19 protein-coding genes are annotated in these 19,393 nt (G+C 56.7%); 8 read left to right on the top strand and 11 right to left on the bottom strand.

Features of this window, described 5'->3' with window-relative positions:
- Positions 1-18 precede the first annotated feature (18 nt).
- On the top strand, positions 19-1,323 hold the full coding sequence (locus METAL_RS00610) for a DEAD/DEAH box helicase (RefSeq protein WP_005368592.1): 1,305 nt from the start codon (positions 19-21) through the stop codon (positions 1,321-1,323).
- Here the strand turns inward: METAL_RS00610 and yrfG are convergent.
- Positions 1,286-1,942 carry a GMP/IMP nucleotidase gene (yrfG, locus tag METAL_RS00605; protein WP_005368590.1) on the bottom strand — a complete coding sequence of 219 codons (657 nt, stop codon included), beginning with the start codon at positions 1,940-1,942 and terminating at the stop codon, positions 1,286-1,288. The two genes, METAL_RS00610 and yrfG, sit on opposite strands and share 38 nt — an antisense overlap.
- Before the next feature lie 47 nt (positions 1,943-1,989).
- On the opposite strand from yrfG, the gene nudE reads away from it, so the two are divergent.
- A complete protein-coding gene (gene nudE, locus METAL_RS00600) occupies positions 1,990-2,544 on the top strand; it encodes an ADP compounds hydrolase NudE (RefSeq protein WP_005368588.1) in 555 nt (184 codons plus the stop codon).
- On the opposite strand, the gene METAL_RS00595 is transcribed toward nudE, so the two are convergent.
- The 7 genes from METAL_RS00595 to METAL_RS00560 form a co-directional block, all read right to left on the bottom strand.
- Positions 2,539-4,233 carry a BatD family protein gene (locus METAL_RS00595; RefSeq protein ID WP_005368586.1) on the bottom strand — a complete coding sequence of 565 codons (1,695 nt, stop codon included), beginning with the start codon at positions 4,231-4,233 and terminating at the stop codon, positions 2,539-2,541. The two genes, nudE and METAL_RS00595, sit on opposite strands and share 6 nt — an antisense overlap.
- Before the next feature lie 36 nt (positions 4,234-4,269).
- Positions 4,270-5,033 (bottom strand): IS5 family transposase gene (locus METAL_RS20255; protein WP_157203402.1). Its coding sequence is split into 2 segments (ribosomal slippage): positions 4,270-4,676 and positions 4,676-5,033, totalling 765 coding nucleotides; the frame shifts between segments, so codons are not numbered across the junction.
- An 89-nt stretch (positions 5,034-5,122) separates the two neighbouring features.
- Positions 5,123-6,946 carry a VWA domain-containing protein gene (locus tag METAL_RS00580; RefSeq protein WP_005368584.1) on the bottom strand — a complete coding sequence of 608 codons (1,824 nt, stop codon included), beginning with the start codon at positions 6,944-6,946 and terminating at the stop codon, positions 5,123-5,125.
- Entirely contained in the window at positions 6,943-7,923 is a 981-nt protein-coding gene (locus METAL_RS00575; protein WP_005368583.1) for a vWA domain-containing protein, read from the bottom strand. The genes METAL_RS00580 and METAL_RS00575 overlap by 4 nt, the downstream gene beginning before the upstream one ends.
- A complete protein-coding gene (locus METAL_RS00570) occupies positions 7,920-8,396 on the bottom strand; it encodes a DUF4381 domain-containing protein (protein WP_005368580.1) in 477 nt (158 codons plus the stop codon). Before METAL_RS00570 ends, METAL_RS00575 begins: the two co-directional genes overlap by 4 nt.
- Positions 8,397-9,335, bottom strand: coding sequence for a DUF58 domain-containing protein (locus METAL_RS00565; RefSeq protein ID WP_005368578.1), 939 nt, complete (start codon positions 9,333-9,335; stop codon positions 8,397-8,399). It abuts the gene before it with no gap.
- The gene (locus tag METAL_RS00560) at positions 9,336-10,328 is read right to left on the bottom strand and encodes an AAA family ATPase (RefSeq protein ID WP_005368576.1); all 993 of its coding nucleotides are present in this window, start codon (positions 10,326-10,328) and stop codon (positions 9,336-9,338) included.
- 406 nt (positions 10,329-10,734) lie between these two features.
- On the opposite strand from METAL_RS00560, the gene METAL_RS00555 reads away from it, so the two are divergent.
- Genes METAL_RS00555 through METAL_RS00540 form a run of 4 tightly spaced genes read left to right on the top strand, consistent with a single transcriptional unit; the run spans position 10,735 to position 13,689 of the window.
- Positions 10,735-12,027 carry a POT family MFS transporter gene (locus METAL_RS00555; RefSeq protein ID WP_245549434.1) on the top strand — a complete coding sequence of 431 codons (1,293 nt, stop codon included), beginning with the start codon at positions 10,735-10,737 and terminating at the stop codon, positions 12,025-12,027.
- A 54-nt stretch (positions 12,028-12,081) separates the two neighbouring features.
- Positions 12,082-12,660 (top strand): DUF4124 domain-containing protein, encoded by a 579-nt coding sequence (locus tag METAL_RS00550; protein WP_005368572.1) that lies wholly within the window; start codon positions 12,082-12,084, stop codon positions 12,658-12,660.
- A 4-nt stretch (positions 12,661-12,664) separates the two neighbouring features.
- On the top strand, positions 12,665-13,495 hold the full coding sequence (locus tag METAL_RS00545) for an SDR family oxidoreductase (protein ID WP_005368570.1): 831 nt from the start codon (positions 12,665-12,667) through the stop codon (positions 13,493-13,495).
- Between the two features lie 2 nt (positions 13,496-13,497).
- Entirely contained in the window at positions 13,498-13,689 is a 192-nt protein-coding gene (locus METAL_RS00540) for a CPXCG motif-containing cysteine-rich protein (protein WP_031430385.1), read from the top strand.
- Between the two features lie 131 nt (positions 13,690-13,820).
- On the opposite strand, the gene METAL_RS00535 is transcribed toward METAL_RS00540, so the two are convergent.
- From METAL_RS00535 to METAL_RS00525, 3 genes are all read right to left on the bottom strand, one after another.
- Complete coding sequence (locus METAL_RS00535; RefSeq protein WP_005368566.1) at positions 13,821-14,993, bottom strand: coiled-coil domain-containing protein; 1,173 nt, start codon at positions 14,991-14,993, stop codon at positions 13,821-13,823.
- Between the two features lie 197 nt (positions 14,994-15,190).
- A complete protein-coding gene (locus METAL_RS00530; RefSeq protein WP_005368564.1) occupies positions 15,191-15,394 on the bottom strand; it encodes a hypothetical protein in 204 nt (67 codons plus the stop codon).
- A 145-nt stretch (positions 15,395-15,539) separates the two neighbouring features.
- Positions 15,540-16,223, bottom strand: coding sequence for an SDR family oxidoreductase (locus tag METAL_RS00525; protein ID WP_005368562.1), 684 nt, complete (start codon positions 16,221-16,223; stop codon positions 15,540-15,542).
- 580 nt (positions 16,224-16,803) lie between these two features.
- On the opposite strand from METAL_RS00525, the gene METAL_RS00515 reads away from it, so the two are divergent.
- On the top strand, positions 16,804-17,274 hold the full coding sequence (locus METAL_RS00515) for a transcriptional repressor (RefSeq protein WP_005368560.1): 471 nt from the start codon (positions 16,804-16,806) through the stop codon (positions 17,272-17,274).
- Between the two features lie 56 nt (positions 17,275-17,330).
- Complete coding sequence (locus METAL_RS00510) at positions 17,331-19,376, top strand: TonB-dependent receptor (RefSeq protein ID WP_005368559.1); 2,046 nt, start codon at positions 17,331-17,333, stop codon at positions 19,374-19,376.
- Positions 19,377-19,393: the final 17 nt, after the last annotated feature.

The raw sequence follows: 19,393 nt of genomic DNA, 5'->3' as shown, positions 1-19,393 counted from the left end.
ACGTTATCCTATTAGGATATGAGTAAAACACATCTGACCGAAACCCGATTTTCCAACCTCGAATTATCCGATTCGATCCTCAACAGCCTGGACAGCGCAGGCTTCAAATGCTGCACGCCGATCCAGGACCGGGCGCTGCCGCTGCTGCTCAGGGACCGCGACATTGCGGGCCAGGCGCAAACGGGAACCGGCAAAACCGCGACGTTCCTGCTCGCGACCTTCCAGCGGCTGTTGAACGATACGGAAGCCAAGGAAGCCGCCAATCAGCCGATCAAAAACCCTCGCGCGCTGATTCTGGCGCCGACCCGGGAACTCGCCATCCAGATTCACAAGGATGCGCTGCTGTTGAGCGAGCATCTGCCCCTGAAGTTCGCGTTGATCTACGGCGGCACCGACTACCAAAAGCAGCTCGACAAGATCAAATCGAACGTCGACGTGATCATCGGCACGCCGGGGCGGATCATCGATTTCTACAAACAGCAGGCTTTCAGCCTCGACCACATCCAGGCCAGTGTGCTCGACGAAGCGGACCGGATGTTCGACCTGGGTTTCATCAAGGACATCCGCTACCTGCTCCGGCGCATGCCGCCGCGCGACCAGCGCCTGAACATGCTGTTTTCGGCGACCCTGTCGTACAAGGTCACCGAGCTGGCTTACGAGCACATGAACAACCCGGTGCTGATCAAGATCGAAACCGAAACGGTCACCTCCCGATCGATCAAACAGACTGCGTTCTGCCCTTCGAACGAGCAAAAAATACCGCTTTTGATCGGTATCCTGCAACAATACCAGCCGCAGCGCAGCATCATCTTTGTCAATACCAAGCGTTGCGCGGAGCTGCTGGACGACACCCTGACCGCGAACGGCTTCAAAACGGCGGCCTTGAGCGGCGACGTACCGCAGGAAAAGCGCCAGCGGCTGTTGAACGACTTTCAGGAAAACAATGTCAGCCTGCTGATCGCCACCGACGTCGCGGCGCGCGGCCTGCATATTCCGGACGTTTCGCACGTAATCAACTACGACCTGCCGCAGGATGTGGAAGACTATGTGCACCGGATCGGCCGCACCGCCCGTTTCGGGGCCTCGGGCGAAGCGATCAGCTTCATCTGCGAGGAATACGCCTATTCGATGCCGGACATCGAAGCGTACATCGGGGAAAAGGTGCCGGTCCAGGCGGTCACGCAGGAACTCCTGGCGCAGGACGTGATCCTGCCGGAAAGGAAACCGCGTCCGCCGCAGGGCGACAAACCGCACCGGCGCCAGAGAAACGGCAAGCCCCGGCCGCCTAAAGCCCCAGCATCAGCTCCCGAAAATCCTCGATAGCCCGGTAATCGATAATCACTTTTTTCGGCTGCCGGGAATCGGGCCGGCTGACCGAAAGCAAATGTTCGATTCCGAATGTCCGGGCTGAATTCAACACCGCCAGGCTGTCGTCGATCAGCAACGTGCGGCGCTTATCGAAAGGGTGGTACCGGCTCAGCCAATCCCAAAACCCGGGATGCTCCTTCGGCCTGCCCGAGGCGTGCGAACTGACGATTTCGTCGAAGAAGGCGTGCAGGCAGGTCTTTTCCATCTTGAGCCCGAGGCTGCCGGGATGCGCATTCGTGACCAACAGCACTTTTCGCGGCGTGCGCCTGACCGCTTCGAGAAATTCGGCCACATGCGGCAGCACGCCGATCAGGCCGGCGATTTCGGCTTTGAGCCCCGCGATGTCCAGTTCCAACGCCCGGCTCCAGTAATCCAGGCAATACCATTCCAGTTTGCCTTCCATGCTTTTGAACAGCGGTATCAGCCGCTCCTTGGCCTCTTCGAGCGTCAGGCCGTTCTTTTCAGCATAGTTCAGCGGCACGAATTCCTTCCAGAAATGATTGTCGAAATTCAAATCCAGCAAAGTGCCGTCCATGTCCAGCAAAACGGTGTCAATTTTGTTCCAATCGATCATAATAGGCGCGGTACAATGAAAAATCTCCGATTCAAAATCATAACACCGTGGCCGACAAACCAACCATCCTGAACAAGACCACCGTCGCGCAAAGCCGCCTGTTCCATATCGAAGCGATCGAGATCCGATTCAGCAACGGCGTGCAGCGCAGTTTCGAACGGCTGACCCGGGGCAGGCCGGGCGGCGCGGTATTGATCGTGCCGATGCTCGACGACGACACCGTGCTGCTGGTTCGGGAATATTCGGCTGGCGTGCACCGCTACGAGCTGGGGCTGCCGAAAGGCAAGACCGATCCCGGCGAATCGTTTCTCGAAGCCGCGAATCGGGAACTGAAGGAAGAAGTCGGTTTCGGCGCGCACCGGCTGCATCATCTGAGTTCGTTTTCACTCGCACCGTCCTATCTGGAGCACATGACCGAGATCATCCTGGCCGAAGATCTCTACGAAGAAAAACTGCCGGGGGACGAGCCCGAAGAACTGGAAGTGGTACCCTGGAAACTCTCCGAAATCAACGCCCTGCTCGCGACCGGCGAATGCACCGAAGCGCGTTCGATCGCGGCGCTGTTCATGGCGCTCGAATATTTGAAAGCGCGCGTCTTATAGACGGAACAGCGGCTCCAGGGCCTCGTGCCCGGCCTTCGTCCACTGTTCCCGCGCCTGGTTTTCGGTAAAGGCCTGATACAGTTTCTTACCCTGCCACGGCTCCGCTTCCCGGCTGTACAGCGCTTTATTCAACGCCAGAATTTCATCCCTGAGCCGCGCATCGCAAAAAGCGGCAACTTCACCCAGACTGTTCGCATCAAGTTTCTGCCGCCCCCACGCCAGCAGCGCGTTTTTGGCTGCTGAAGCAGCGTTATCCGCACAGGCTTTTTTCAGGTTTTTGCGGTATTCGTTTAAAGTCTCGGCCGCCGGCTGTTCATCCTTACCCGCCTCGGTCCGGGGACGACGACGTACCAGAAAAAAGGCCAGCGTCGCAAGCCACCCGGCCGCCAGCCCGGCGGAAACCCAGATCCAGATGTTCTGCGCGGCCGTCCGGCTTTCGATCGCCACGGGCGTCCGCACGGCTTCCGGCGCAGCCGGCAAGGGCCGCGCTTCGGTTCCGGGAAGCGCGGAAGCCGCAGCGGCCACTTCGATCGCGGTTTCCGGAATCTTCGCAATTTCCATTTGCCGAGTCCGCGTATTGAACCAGGGAATTTCGATCCCAGGCAGCTTGAAAGACCCGGCCTTCGACGGAATCAGCGCGATCTTTTCCTGGCGTCTGGCCGTCAAGCCGTCGGCATTTTTTTCTTCCTGTAGCACCGGTTGATCCGGGTAGGATTTGACCGCCTCTTCCGGAGCGGAATGATGCAGTTCAGGCAATTGTCCGACCGTACTGCCTTTTGCCCACAGCGTCAGCGTGCGGGTCAAAGGCTCGCCGACTTTCATCCTGCGCGCATCGCCGGACCACTCTTCCTTCAGCTCCAGTTGCTCGGCGGCCAGCCAATGCTGGCCGGTAAAGGAGGAGGGCGCCGGTTTGACCATCAGACTGACCGCCTTCGAAGAAACGCGCTGGGTCCGGGTGAGACTCGAACCGAAAAACCCGTTGAAAGCCGACCGCGCATGGGTCATCACTTCCGCGGTCAGCACGAGCGGCGGAATCGTGATCATCCCGCTTTTTTGCGGAAAAATCGCATAGCGGCGTTCGGTGACCATATAATCGACGCCTTCCACTTGAGTCTGAAAATTTTTGTCGTCACCCAGTTTCTCGATCAATGCATCGGCCTGCTCCGGCTCGTCGATCGTCGCCCGCGCAATCTCGACCTTTGTATATATCCTTACCGTGTACAGAATCTGCGCCTGCACATAGGGATTTTCCGGCGTCGCCTCGACCTCGATAAAAATGTCTTCTTCGTTGCTCGAATTGCCGTTCGCGGAATGTCCGTTTACTACCAGCACAGTCGGCTCGCTCGCGTCCTTTCCGAAACTGACCGGCGGTACCTCCAGACGTCCCGGATGCTTGGCCATCACCGTCAAAGTCCAGCGTATGCTTCGGGTCATCTTCCCGTTGATCAAAGAGACGCTGTTGCTGCTGCTCTGCGAGAGCACCTCGAAATTCTCTTCGAGCGGGCTGAAATCGGGTTCGCCGTCCGGCGCGGCATCGGCGTTGAAGATGAGCTGAAACGACTCGTCGATATTGACCGGATTGCGGTCGAAAGTCGCCTGGATAGTGGCCGCGACCGCCGCCTCGATGGTCAGCGCCTGCCATAATAACAGCCACAGGACTGTCCAGCTTCGCTTGATTTTTTTATCCATGGACGGAATTCCTCTGCGTCTGACTATATAGCGTCGTCATAAGATAGCAGCCCAAAGAGCCATGCAGCGAATCTGCACGGCGGCCAAGAATGAATCAGTGTTTTTGGCATATCGAGTGGCAATCCCTCTCCATCGTTTCAAGTGCAAAAAGGCGTTTTCCACTAAATGGCGAAGACGGTATAGAGCCTTGTCATAACCCCGTGGCTGAATGCGATTCTTCTTGGGCGGGATGACGACGTTCATCTGCTGTGCGGCAGCCTTATCAACAATAGCATCGGTATCGTAACCTCTATCTGCTAGCAGATGCCCGGCATCCAAGCCATCGATCAAGGTTGAAGCCTGTGTGCAATCAGCAGTGGTACCTGCTGTAATAACGACTCTGAGCGGCATACCATGCGCATCCACGGCCAGATGTATCTTACTGTTGAGCCCCCTTTTGTGATCGCCATGTCCTGGTTACCCCCTTTGGCTCCGGCCGCATGCGGATGCACTTTGATATGGCTGGCATCAATCATCAGCCATTCATAATCGGGCTCAGTCACCCGTTGTTCCAGCAGCGACTCCCAAATGCCTTTATCTCGCCAGCGACAAAACCGGCGATGGGTATTTTTCCAATCGCCATAGTCTGGCGGCAAGTCGCGCCACGGTGCGCCGGTGCGTAAAATCCAAAAAACAGCATTGATAAACAATCGGTTATCGCGGGCTTTACCGCCCCAGGCGCCTTCACGTCCAGGCAAACGGGGTTCCAATAATTGCCAGACTCGATCCGATATATCGTGTCGACGATGTGCTGATTTCATCAACTGCTCCCTTCAAAATAGTGTAGTAGCGTGATTATCTCATAACCTTGTGACGACACTATGTAAAGTGATCGGCATCGTTTTTATCGCTACTGCCTGCCGGCGCGCTGCTGGCGCAGGCCGTACTGGTACTTGAATTTGCGTTTCAACAGGCCGCCCGGATCGTCGGGAACCCGGTTCAGCCATTGCTGATTGGCCTGGGCGGTCTCGTCGGCAGGCTGCATGGCTTGGGCCTGCGTCGATGGTTCATTCCGCTCGGCCGAATCCCGTTTCTCTCCATCTTTGGCCGCCGCGGAGGCTTCCTGAGAAGGTCGGGTTTCGGCCTGCTCTTCTTCCTCGCCGGCTTTCTCCGCATCTTTTTCCTGGCCGGCTTCGGATTTGCCGGGTTGGCTCTCGCCGTTTTGTGGTTCGGAATTTCGGTCTTTTCGCTCGGACGGCTGCCCGGCATCGGACTGGTTTTGCGCCGATTCCTGCCGATCCTGCCGTTGGCCTTTTTCCGAATCCTGCTGCTTGGAGTCGCTCTGCTGCCGATTCTGTTGGGATTGTTGTTTCTGCTGCTTCATCGCTTCTTCGACCAGTTTTTTATTATATTCGGCGTCTTTATTGTCCGGATCGATCGTCAGCGATTTGTCGTAGGCGGCGATCGCTTCCTCGAAGCGTCCCGATTTCGCGAGCACATTGCCCTGATTGTAAAAACCGGTTGCGGTGTCCGGGATCGGCAACTCGCCGTCCACGGGTTTGGCTGCACGGTATTGCGCGGCCGCCTTCCAGTCCGGCTTCTCGAACAAGTCGGCCGCGCGGTCGTATTGCCGCGCCGCAAACGCTGCCGCGGCCTGCTGGTTTCTGGTTTGCCACAAATCCTGCCAGTCCAGCGCGTAACTGTTTTCCGGCAACGGCAGCAATACGGCGAACGCCAGGCACAACAAACCTCTCCGGAACGAAAACGCGGCCAGCGGCAGCAAGGCGAGCACGATCCAAGGGCCGAGATCGTCCCACAGATCGATCAGTAGCCGGTTATCGGTTTGGCCCTTGGCCTCATCGGCAACGGGCATATCGACTCCGGCCAACACGCTTTCGATATCGCTGTCGTCCGCCGCCAGGGTCCGGTAAACGCCGCCACCCGCGCCGGCCAGGGCGGCCAGGGCATCCGGATGCAGCTTCGGCACCACGATCGCGCCTTGTTCGTCCTTTAAAAAACCGCCTTTCGGCAGCGCAATCGGCGCGCCTTCGGGCGTACCTACGCCGAGCACCGATAAACGATAACTGCCCAGTTTTTTCGCCGCCGCCAGCGCGGCATCGGGCTCGACTCCGTCGGTGATCAACAGAATCTCGCCTTTGGGCAGGCCAGCCTGCTGCAGCAGCCGCACGGCCAGATTCAGCGCCGCCTCCCCCTGACTGCCCTGCGCCGGCATGATATCGGTGGTCAGGGCCTCCAGCTGACTCGCAATCGTTTCGGTATCGTCGGTCAGCGGCGTGACCGTGAACGCATCGCCCGCGAACACCAGCAGCGCGGTCTGGCCGTCCTTGCGCCGCTGCAGCAGGTCCGCGATCTTGTAGCGGGCCCGGATCAGGCGGCTCGGCTTGACGTCTTCCGCATCCATCGAACGCGACAGATCCAGCGCGATCACCAGGGCCGAATCGTTTCTGAATACCGGCGACGGCAGGCGCTGAACCGTCGGGCCCGCCAGCGCAACAATCGCCAGCAGCGCCATCACCGCACTCGTCACCAATGACTTCCGGCTCGCGGTTACGGCTTTTTCCTGCAAGAGATAGGGCAACAGCGCCGCATCGCAGACCGCCTCCCAGTTGCCCCGGCCGAGCTTGTTCCTGAACAGCAGGAACACGATCAACGCCGCCGGAACCAATGCCAGCAGCCAGTAAGGCCGGATAAAATGAAATTCGCTCAAATTCATGATTCTCTCAAGCGCGACAGACCGATCGCCCCGGCCAGCGCCAGCGCGAGACCCAAAGGCCAGTAAAACAGTTCGCGCCGGGGCCGGAAAAACTGGCTGTCCTTGTTGATCGGCTCCAGTTGATCCAGCAGCAGATAGATGTTGTCCAGCTCACGGGTGTTGCGGGCCCTAAAATAACGGCCGCCGGTCTTCTGCGCAATGTCGAGCAGGGTTTTCTCGTCCAGATCACGCGACGGGTTGACCTTGCGGGCGCCGAACAGGCTGCGCACGATCATTTCATCCGCGCCGATCCCGATCGTATAAATTTTCAAGTGATGCTCGGCCGCCAGCTCCGCCGCTTTCAGCGGCGAAACTTCGCCCGCGGTATTCGCCCCGTCGGTCATCAGAATCAGAACCCGGCTGTTGGCGGGCTGATTTTTCAGGCGCTTGATCGCGAGGCCGATCGCATCGCCGATCGCGGTATTTTCGCCCGCCATATTGATGAAGGACTCCTGCAGCAAGGTCTTGACCGTCTTGCGGTCGAAGGTCAGCGGCGTCTGCAGGTAAGCCTGCGTGCCGAACAGGATCAGGCCCATCCGGTCGCCGACCCGCCGTTCGATAAAATCGCCCGCCACCCATTTGGCCGCGGTCAGCCGGTCTACCTGCTGCTTGTTGATCACGAAATCCTGTTCTTCCATGCTACCCGATAAATCGATCGCCAACATCAGGTCGCGCCCGCTGACCGTCTGTTCGATCGGCTCGCCGAGCCACTGCGGGCGCATGCCTGCGGCCACCAGCAACAGCCAGGCCAGAGCCGCCAGACGCAGCGGCCATTGCCGGGGCCGCGAAACGGCCCGCGTTCCGCCATCGGCAAAATCTTCCAGAAACGGCACTTTCATCGCCGCCTGTTCGGCCGGCAACAGCGGCGGCAATAGCCAGCGGATCAGCCAGGGCAGCGGCAGTACGAGAATAAGCCAGGGCCAGACGAGATGAATCATTTTTTGCGTTTACGTTGCGCTTTGAGCCAGTCTTCACAGAGTTGGAACACATCCCGAACCGCCGGTTCAAACGGCGCGGCCTTTCGATAAGGCATATCGAGGAACACGCGGCCGGGGCCTTCGCTGAACGGCGCGCCCTTGAGCGAACGGTCCAAATAGTGCAGCCAGTCCTGCCCGGTCAGGCCGGCGACTTCGGCGCGCGCATCGATGCTGACCGCAACCCGGCGCAACAGCGCGGACAACTGTGCAATTTTCGCCCGATCGTCCAGCGACGGATCGTTTTTCAGCGTCTTGAGCAATTGGCGGGCGGTTTTGACCACGGTTTTCCGGGTCAGCCGTTTATACAGCCAATACCACATGCCCAGCAGCAGCGGAATCATGACCAGAATCAGCCACCAGCCGGGCGCCGGCGGCCACCAGCCGATCGCTTCCGGAAGATGAATGTCGCGCAACGGCAGATCGGCAACCGGCATTTACGGTCCTCGCATCAGATGCTTCAAAAGCTGCGCCGGGTCGTCCGCGGTGCCGCACAGGACCAGTTGAAACTTTTCCCGGCGGGCAAGCATCTGCAAACGCAGCAGACGCTCCGCGAAACGTTGCCGGTACTCGGCCAGACGCTGCGCATCGGCGCTGTCCATCACCACGTCGCGCTCGCCGTCGGTGAAACGGTAACGGCCTGTGGCGGGAAGACTTTGTTCGAGCGCATCGAACACGAAGAACAGGACCACGTCGCAATGTTCGGCGATCCGCGCCAGATACGTCTCCGCCGCTTCGTTGAGGCCGCGAAAATCGCTGATCAGATACACCCGGCTGCCGGGGTGGGCATGCTTGACCAATCGAGCCAGCGCCTGCTCGAAAGGGTATTCGCCCGGTTGCCCCCGAACGGAGCGATCGGTCAACGCATGCAAAAAATGCAGCACCGCCCGCTTGCCGTTCTGCGGCTTCAGCTCCCGGCAATCGCGGTCCGAAAAGATCTGGCCGCCGATCCGGTCGCCGTGCTGCTCGGCGGTCCATGCCAGCAGCGCGGCCAGTTTCGCGGCTTGTACCGATTTGAACGCGCCGCGGGTCGCGAAATACATTGCAGGGCGGTTATCGATCGAAACGAACACCGGCCGCTCGCGCTCTTCGCGGAATATCTTCGTATGGGGCTTGCCGGTGCGCGCGGTGACTTTCCAGTCGATCGTGCGCAGGTCGTCGCCGGGCTGATACAGCCGCGTTTCGTCGAATTCCATTCCGCGCCCCTTGAATCGGGACAGATAGCTGCCGCCTTGAAACGCGCGGATCCGGCTTCCGGAAGCGGGAAAGCCCGCCGCGAAACGGGCCAGATCGACCAGAGTCTTCAGGCTGACCGTAACCCGTTCATCGGGCTCAACCTCGCGATGCTGCGCGGACTTTCGCTTGACGGACAGCATTTACGGTACGGCAATCCGGGCAATCAATTCCCGGATCACATGATCGGCGGTAATGCCTTCCGCCTCGGCTTCGTAAGACAGAATCAGCCGATGGCGCAGCACGTCGAACGCAATGTCCTGGATGTCTTCGGGACCGACGAAATCACGCTCCTGCAGCCAGGCTTTGGCGCGGGCGCAGCGGTCGAGGGCGATGCTGGCTCTCGGGCTGGCGCCGTATTGCAACCAGCCGGCCAGATCGCGGCCGTACGCTTCGGGATTCCGGGTCGCCAGAATGATCTGCAGCAAATAGTCCTCGAGCGCTTCGGCCATGTACACGTCCAACACCTCATTCCGTGCGGCGAACAAGGTTTGCTGCGAAACGGTTTCGAAGCGTTCGGCCTTGGCGGTAAATTCGGAGCGCGCTTCCTTTCTGGCCAAATGCAGAATGTCTTTTTCATGCTTCGGATTCGGATAACCGACCTTTACATGCAGCAAAAACCGGTCGAGCTGCGCTTCGGGAAGCGGATAGGTGCCTTCCTGTTCGATCGGATTCTGCGTCGCCATCACCATGAACAAATCCGGCAGCGGATAAGTGGCTTGGCCGACCGTGATCTGCCGTTCGGCCATCGCTTCGAGCAGGGCTGCCTGCACCTTGGCTGGCGAACGGTTGATCTCGTCGGCCAGAATCAGATCGTGGAACAGGGGGCCTTTTTGAAATTCGAACGTGCCCTGCTGCGGACGGTAAATTTCGGTCCCGGTCAGATCGGCCGGCAACAGATCCGGCGTGAACTGCACCCGGTGAAAATCGCCTTGAACTCCCTTGCTCAGTATGTTGATCGCACGCGTTTTAGCAAGGCCCGGCGCGCCTTCGACCAGAATATGGCCGTCGGCCAGCAAACCGATCAGCATCCGTTCGACCAGCACTTCCTGACCGATGATTTCCCTGTTGATGATGTTTTTGAGTTTGATCAACGCCTGTTGCGTGATGTTCTGAGTAGTAAGGATTTCCGCCATGTTTCCGTCTCGTTGATTCCTGGATGACAACAACGTTGAGCAAAATGTTGCCGTAAGAACTCGTTTTTCGGTAATGGTTCAATATTTTATCCGCTTTCGGGCCGCCAATTCTAGAGAGTAACTCTGTGTGGAAAGCCTGTATTTTCTGTGGATAGCGTTGCGCAAAACCGCATAATGAAACTTATCCACAAGCCGTCAACAAATTCGCGACGGTTTTAGCGACAGTTTGTGCTATTAAACAAACCCCTGATAATAAAGGCCTATTTTGTCTTATTCACAGACTTTTCCAACTTAATAGCAATAAACAGATTTTAAATCTTTTTACCTTAGTTATGATTACGGCGCGCCGCAACGTTTTTATTAAATTATGGATATTTATAAAAATCAACAAGATATAACTACCGAAATGCCGTCTGGCATTCCCTACATCATCGGGAACGAAGTGGCCGAACGCTTCAGCTATTACGGCATGCGCGCGATTCTGGTGATTTTCATGACCCAGTATTTGATGAGCGCGTCAGGTCAGTCCGACCCGATGACGGAACGGGAAGCGCAGGGTTATTTCCATTTGTTCGTCGCGGCGGTGTATTTGATGCCGGCGTTCGGCGCCCTGCTGGCCGATTATTTCTGGGGCAAATACCGGACAATCATCGGCCTGTCGCTGGTGTACTGCCTCGGCCATTTGAGCCTGGCTGCGAACGATACCCGCCTGGGCCTGGCGCTCGGCCTGGGGCTGATCGCGATCGGTGCGGGCGGGATCAAGCCCTGCGTGTCCGCACATGTCGGCGATCAGTTCGGTCCCGGCAATTTTCATTTGCTCGGCAAGGTTTTCGGCTGGTTTTATTTTGCGATCAATCTGGGCGCTTTTTTGGCGATGCTGATCGTGCCCTGGCTGCTTGCCCATGCCGGTGCCTCGGCCGCGTTTGCCGCGCCGGGCGTGTTGATGGGATTGGCGACTTGGGTTTTCTGGCTGGGAAGGCGCCGTTTCGTGAAGATTCCGGCGGCAAGAACGCAACTGATCAATGATTTGAAAGATCCGGCCGTCTGGCGGGTGCTCGGCCGATTGGCCGCGATTTATGCGCTGGTGGCGGTATTCTGGGCCTTGTTCGAGCAGATCGGCTCGTCCTGGGTACTGCAGGCCGAAAAAATGGACCGCTGGGTCGGGAATGTCGAACTGTTGTCCTCGCAGATCCAGGCGTTGAATCCGTTGTTTATCATGCTGCTGACCCCGTGTTTCTCGTACGGCGTTTACCCTTTTCTGAGCCGGCGGATCGGGTTGACGGCTTTAAAAAAGATTTTGTTCGGTCTATTTCTGGCCGTATTCGCGTTCGCGATTCCTGCCGCGATTCAGATGCGGCTGGATCAGGGCATCCAGGTGCACATCCTGTGGCAATTGCCGGCCTACTTGCTGATGACCGCGGCCGAAGTGATGGTGTCGATCACCTGCCTCGAATATTCCTATACCCAAGCGCCGAAATCGGCCAAATCGGTCGTGATGGCGGCTTATTTTTTATCGGTATCGTTGGGCAATTTGTTCACCGGCGCGGTCAATTTTCTGATCGGTCATGCAGAGGGTGGGATGAAGTTGTCCGGAGCCAGCTATTTCTGGTTCTTCACCGGGCTGATGCTGGCGACCGCGCTGCTATTCGTCCCGCTGTCGCGAGCGGCCGAAAAGAAAGATTCTGCGCATAGGGCTTGATGCCGATTTGGCCTATACTCAATGTCTATTTTATTGTCGGACAGGCGGAACACCATGAAACTCATCGTTATTTTATTCGGCATCCTGTTTTCGCTCGCGGCCGGCGCGGGCGTTTACAAATGCACCGACGAAGCCGGTAGAATCGTTTACAAGGCCAATCCCTGTGCTACGGGACAGAGCAATGTAGAAATCGACCTCAAAACCGGTATAAAGCGGGATCTGGATCGGGAACAGAAGGAACGGCAAATGCAAGACGAACAGGAACAGGCAAAACTGGACGCGCAGCAGGAGGAAGAAAAAAAGCAGGCCAGGCTGAAACAGGAAGCGAAGAACGAAAGCGCAAAAAATCAGTTCCTGATCAAGAATAACCCGTTAAAATACTCGGCCTTTGCGATCCCACCCTACGATCCTGAACAACTGCCGTCTCCGGTCAAAAACTTTGCCGAGCGCCTGCCCGAGATCGAGCGTTTACGGCGTGCCGCGGCCGAAAAAGCCCTCGCGTCCAATCAGTGCGGCCGGGTCGAGTCGGTCGAATTGAACGGCAAAAGCACGCAAGATGCGCTGGTGTTTCTGGTCGATTGCAGCACCGGCAAAAAATTTTATTTAACCGAACAGGAAATCAAGTCTCTTTAATCCGATGAATTCAGCGAAAACGATCCTGATTACCGGCTGTTCGACCGGTATCGGCTACACGACTGCAAAAGTATTGAAAGATCGCGGCCATACGGTTATTGCGACCGCGCGCAAAGCTGACGATGTTGCCCGCCTGCAGGCGGAGGGCTTTACCGCGCTGCGGCTCGATCTGGCCGACAGCGGCAGCATCAGGCTGGCGGTCGAACAAACGCTCGAATCGACCGGCGGCAGCTTGGACGCGCTGTTCAATAACGGCGCTTTCGGCCAGCCCGGCGCGGTGGAGGACTTGAGCCGGGAAGTGCTGCGTTTCCAGTTCGAAACCAACCTGTTCGGCACGCACGAACTGACCAACTTAATCATTCCGGCGATGCGCCGCCAGGGCTATGGCCGGATCATCTACAACAGCTCGGTTTTGGGCCTGGTCGCGCTGACCTACCGCGGCGCTTACAATGCGAGCAAGTTTGCGCTCGAAGGGCTGGCCGATACCTTGCGCCTGGAGCTTCGCGGCACCGGCATCGCCATTTCGCTAATCGAACCGGGCCCGATCCTGAGCCGATTCCGGGAAAATTCGTTCGCGCTATATAAACGAAATATCGATGCCGAACACAGCGCTCATCGCGATAAATACCGGGCGATGGAAGCGCGCCTGCAGAAAGAAGGCGCGGCGGTGCCTTTCACGCTGCCGGCCGAGGCGGTCGCCGAAAAAGTCGTGCATGCGCTCGAAGCGAAACGGCCGAAAATCCGCTATTACGTGACTTTTCCGACCTATCTGTTCGGCACGCTGAAGCGGCTCTTGCCTGCCGCCTGGCTCGACCATCTCCTGATCAAGGTATGACGATGCAGGAACCCGACGAAATCATGATCGATTGCCCCTATTGCGGCGAACCGCTCGACGTGCGGGTCGACACTTCGGCAGGACCCCAGCGTTATTATGAAGACTGCTCGGTCTGCTGCCGGCCGATCCTGTTCATCCTTTCCGAGGATGCAGCCGGCGAGCCGGTTCTGGACGTCAAGCGGGACGATGAATGATCTTCCCCTTGCCAGCCTGGGTTATGCACAAACCGCTGTAGGGTACGCTGTGCGTACCTTTTCACCCTCCAATGGTACGCACAGCGTACCCTACAACTGGGCGGCAAACGCGGCGATGCATGACCCGGTTTTTAGCGGAAACTGTCCGGATGCAGGAAACCGCCGAGAAAATCGTCAAAGTCATCCGCCGGCCGTTTTTTCGGAATTTTGTAGGATTTCAAAAAGGCTTTCAGCGCGGCCGAGTTCCGAAAAATTCCGATTTCCTCTTTCAGTTTGCCGATGTCGCGGCGGAGCGAGCCGATATCCTGCTCCAATGCCATCATCATCGTCTTCGGGCTGAGCCGGGCATAAAACGGCCGCCCCATTCGCCCGTTGAATTCCTGCTCGTAACCCAAGACTTCCTGTTCCAGCTCGGACAGTTGTTCTTTCAATACCTTGATGAAATATTTCAGCCGGTCTTCGGCGATATTGTTCAGGTGTTCCTGGTCGATCTGCTCGGCTTCGAGCTGAAGCTCCAAGAGCTGCAATAAATTCTTTTTTTCGTAGGCGGCATTGACGCGCTGCATCAGCTTGGTTTTGCGCCCACGTTCCTCGGCGTCCGGCTCGCGGTCGGGGTGCAAAGCGGCGGCCAGCTTGCGGTACACTTCGCGGATCGACTGGCTGATGTTTTGCTCTTCCTGCTGTTTTTTGGCTTCTTTGTCGAGCTGTTTTTGCGTCTTTTTGCGCTTGCCCCGTTTTTCCTCGGCCTGCCGCTGCTTTTCGGCCTGTTCGGCCTCGGCTTCCCGCATTTTTTCATGCAGGAAGGCCTGCATTTTTTCCGGGGAACTGACGTCCACTTCGTCCCCGATTTCGATCCCGAACATGCCGCCCATCATCGATTTCATCAATTCCGCCGCCATCGCATCGGCTTCTTCCTGCGCCGCATCGATATCGTCGCCGACGTGTTTGTTGTACAGTTCCTTCAACTCGTCTTTGCCGTGTTCGAGAATCAGCTGCTCGGCCAATTCGGTCAGGATGTGCCTGATTTTGGCTTTATCGCTTTTAGTGAAAAGTTTTTCGCCGTAGGCGCGGTCCAGCAGATAGACCATGTCGACGCGGTGACTGTTGTAGCTGTCCCAAAGCGTCTGGTATTCGCTGGCGATTTTTTGATTGTACAGCGGCAGGGTTTCCTGCCATTCGAGCAGCGCCTGTTTCTGCGCCTCGATTTTCTTGAGCAGGTTGTTGAACTGCTTTTGGGCTCGGGACAGTTCCTTAACGGCGGAGGTTTGAATGATCCGGATAACTTGATGATTGCGGTGAGGCATGGCGAGAGAAAGAAGAAGAAATGATCGCCGATTGTATCAAATTTCGGAAGGTACAAAAGCGCGCACCGAACTTGAATGCCTGCCACTAGGCAGACATTCGATTTGAAGAAACCGCAGCCCGGAACCGATCAGCTAGGAGGAAACTGCAACCGGGCTGCGGCAATTGGCAGCACGCCAAAAGAGAAGCAGACTACAGGCTACCTCAAGGACAATTCATATTCGTCCAGTTCGCAACGGTTCACCGCGCGCTTGCGGGCCTGAACATTGCCGTTTTGCTCGCGGAACCAGCCGATCACTTCCGGGCTCAGGGCCAAGTCGAAGCTTTCGCTGATTTCATCGAAATCCCGCCATACGGAGGCCGAAGACGCTTTGCTCTTGGATGGGGTTAATTTTCGTATCATGACGCGACCTTATCGATTGATAATAATACAAGTCAAGTATAAGTTAACTTTATGACACGGCCATGACAGCGAATGTTCCTGGCTTCAAACGAGACTTATATTTCCGCCGAATACCGGAATGAGCCGTACCTCACCATTCCCGGCATTACCAAGGCAGAATCGAGCCGTCGTATTTCAAGAAACTGCCGCTGTCCCGAAGCGTCGAATCCGCAATGACCCGACGCATTCCGCTCACGCTCAGTTCCGCGTCGATCAGCGCGTTGGGCCCGCCCATGTCGGTCTTGACCCAGCCCGGATGCAGAATGAGTACCCCGATGCCGAGGTCTTTCAAATCGATCGATAGGCTCTTCATCCCGGCATTCAGGGCGGCCTTGCTGGTCCGGTACAGAATGCTGCCGCCGCTGCCGTTGTCGGCGATACTGGCCATCTGGCTGCTGACCGTCACGAGCCTTTTCAGCTTGCCGCGCTGCAGATGCGGCAGAAAGGCTTCGGCCATTTTGACCGGCGCCTGCGTATTGATCAGCAAGGTTTTGGCCCAGGCCGCATAGTCCAGTTGCCCGAAGCCGTGGCCGGAAATATCGCCGTAGATGCCCGCATTGTTGATCAGTACATCGATCGGAGTCTCCCTGATTTCCTTTGCCAGACTGTCTATCCGGGCAAAATCGGCCACATCCAGGGACAGCAGCCGCACATTCGCGATGCCGGCCAGTTTATCGGCCTTTTCCGGTTGCCGGCAACAGGCCAATACCTCCCAGCCTTCCGCCGCGTATTGTTTACAAAATTCCAATCCCAGACCGCGGCTTGCGCCCGTTACCAATACTGTAGCCATTATGGTTTGCCTTCTGCGTAGTTGTGATTAATCGAATACCGGAAACGATAATTTTTCAAAAATCCTGCAAGACTATTATTTTAGTCCAGGTTTGACGGAAGTATGTTCATGCCGGTCGGGGTAACGGGTCCTTGAATGATGCGAAGCTGAATTTTTCGACCATAGCGCCGCTACATGCGGGTTCTGGAAGAGGGTCCAGCCGGTTCGCGCCCGGCAGCGTTTCTTGGATTCATAGAAATAGCCGGGAAAACGCGTACGATCGCTCAAATGAAATGCGAGAAGGGGCATTCGCTCGATTCATGCTTCGAACAAACCCTAATGGCTTTGACGTTTCGTGCGAAAACGATAGGGAAATTCTGCCCCATGTGAAACGGCCATTTTTCGCCATTAGCCAACAATCCGAACGTCTGGCCCATCGCAATAGAAGACATCGCCAGTCTTCTATTGCGATGGGATTATCCGTTGATTAAAAACGAGCTTGTCTTGCTTTTGTATGTGATGTTATATTATAACATAATTCATGGCATTATCGATCATCATGACAACTGTAAATACTCTCTCTACTTCGGCACTCTCTTCGATGCAACGTTTACCCAATCATGATCATCATGATTGTCGTCAATCCGCCATTCGGACGGCCTCGCTGCTTTGCCAGCAGCGAGGAGTCCGTTTTACGGAAATTCGAAAGCAAATACTGGAGCTGATATGGGAAAGTCATCGCGCCGTAAAAGCCTATGATTTGCTGGATAAAGTAAAGCTGAATTCGAGTAGCGCCAAGCCTACCACCGTTTACCGCGCCTTGGATTTTTTGCTGGAACAAGGCTTGATCCATAAAGTGGAAAGTTTGAATGCTTATATCGGCTGCAGCCATGCCGATCGCAAGCACGAGCAATTGCTGTTGACCTGCACGCAATGCCACGAAGTTGAAGAAAGAACCGCGGAGCGCGTGATGGATGCGATCGTCCAAGAGTTGCGGCAAGCGGGCTTCGTGCACCAATATCAGGCGGTTGAAATTCACGGTCTTTGCGTCAAATGCGCCTCCGTTCGCTAATTCTGCTCCTCATTTTTTCGTTTGAAAAATGTAATGATATAACATTCATATTAAATATGATGCCGAAACATAAGCTACTAATTTTACTTGCCGCATCCGGCAGTCTTGCTTTGCCCGTGCAAGCGGAACAGCAACCGGCCGTTGAACTGGATCCGATCATTGTTACCTCGCCGCTGCAGTTGAAACTCTCCGACAGCGCAATGCCGGTTACCGTCTTGAGCGACGAAGAATTGCGCATGAAGACCGGCCACAGCATCGGCGAAACGCTGAAAAACGAATTGGGCATCACCAGCCAGTCGTTCGGGCCGGGCGTCGGCACGCCGGTGATTCGCGGCCAAGCCGGTCCCAGGGTGCGAGTCTTGAATAACGGCATCGGCAGCAACGATGCATCCGCGATCAGCCCCGACCACGCCACCAGCGTCGAACCGTTGCTGGCCGAACGGATCGAAGTGTTGCGCGGGCCGGCCACGCTATTGTACGGCAGCGGCGCGATCGGCGGTGTGGTCAACGTGATCGACAATCGGATTCCGGGCCGAGCCTTCGACAAAGCCCTGAATGCAGCCTTGGAACAACGCTTCGACTCGACCAGCGACGAAACCAGCACGGTGATGAAAGTCGAAGGCAGCAAAGATCATCTTGCCTACCATGTGGACGGCTTCTACCGCCACCGCAACAATCTGGACATTGGCGGCAGCGGCATCGATACCGCCAAAGTGGCAATTACCGATCCATCGCTGGATGTAGTCGACAATCCGAAAGGCTATTTGAATAACACCGGCGCCGAAGCCATTAGCGGTTCCGCCGGTTTGTCGTGGATTGGCGACAACGGCTTTGCCGGCGCCTCGATCAACAATATCAATAACAACTACGGCATCGCGCCGGACGGCACCGGCGAAGAGACCGTGCGGATCGCAATGCGCCAGAACAAATACGACTTCAAAAGCGAGTTGGCCAACCCGTTGCCGTTCGTTAAAAGCGTGCGTAGCCGCTTGGGTTATACCGATTACCAGCATACCGAAATCGCCAACGGCGAGCCGGGGGCGTTTTTCACCAACAAGACCTACGAAGGCCGCCTGGAGCTGGACCATAACGACATTGGACCCTTGCGCGGTACGGTTGGATTTCAAGCGCAGTCCAGTGATTTCCATGCTACGGAAAAACTGACTGGCGAAAGTATCGTGCCGCGCTCGGACATCAGCAGTTATGGTGTATTCGGTGTCGAAACGTTTGAGGCAGGCCCGTTGACTTACCAGTTCGGCGTGCGAGTCGAGCAAACCGACGTCCGTCCTGACGGTCATGACAGTCTGAGCTATACGCCGGTCAGCGCCTCGGCTTCGGCGCTGTGGAAAATCGATAAACGCAACAGCCTGAATCTGGCGATTACGCGTTCGTCGCGCGCGCCCAACGTGCAGGAATTGTTGTCCGACGGATACCACGATGCTACCCGCAGCTACGAGCGAGGCAGTTTAAGCCTGAAAGAGGAGACATCCTACAACCTGGACTTGGGCTACCGTTTCCGAAATGACTGGATGCGAGCGGAACTGGATTTATTCCACAACTGGGCCAGCGATTACATTTATCAAGCCCGCACAGGCGAATTCGTCGACGAAGACGGCAACCCTTGTGCCGTGGATTGCAAACCGATGGTGCTCAGCAACCAATCTGACGCCATCTTCAAAGGCTACGAAGCGAAACTGATTTTCCCGCTGATGGAAAACCGCAACGGTCTAGTGGAGTTGACCTTGTTCAGCGATTACACGCGCGGCGAATTCGTGAACGGCGGCGACGTGCCGCGCATGCCGCCGTTGCGTTACGGACTGCAGTTGGACTACAACCGGGAAAAGCTGGCCAGTTATTTGCGCTTCACGCGCGCGGACGACCAGCCGCATGCCGGCGACTTCGAAACGTCCACCGCCGGCTATTTCCTGCTCAACGTCGGAGTCAACTATCAACTGAAGGCTTACAAGGACGCCAAGCTGCTGCTGTTTGCGAAAGGCAGCAACCTGCTCGATCAGAACATCCGCAATTCGACCTCGTACCTGCGCAATTTCGCGCCGGAAGCGGGACGGGGCGCGGAGATCGGATTCCGTTTGAGTTATTGATCGGCATCATTTCGACC

The sequence above is a fragment of the Methylomicrobium album BG8 genome, from assembly GCF_000214275.2.
Taxonomy (GTDB): Bacteria; Pseudomonadota; Gammaproteobacteria; order Methylococcales; family Methylomonadaceae; genus Methylomicrobium; species Methylomicrobium agile.
This window is presented reverse-complemented; position numbering and strand designations above follow the sequence as displayed.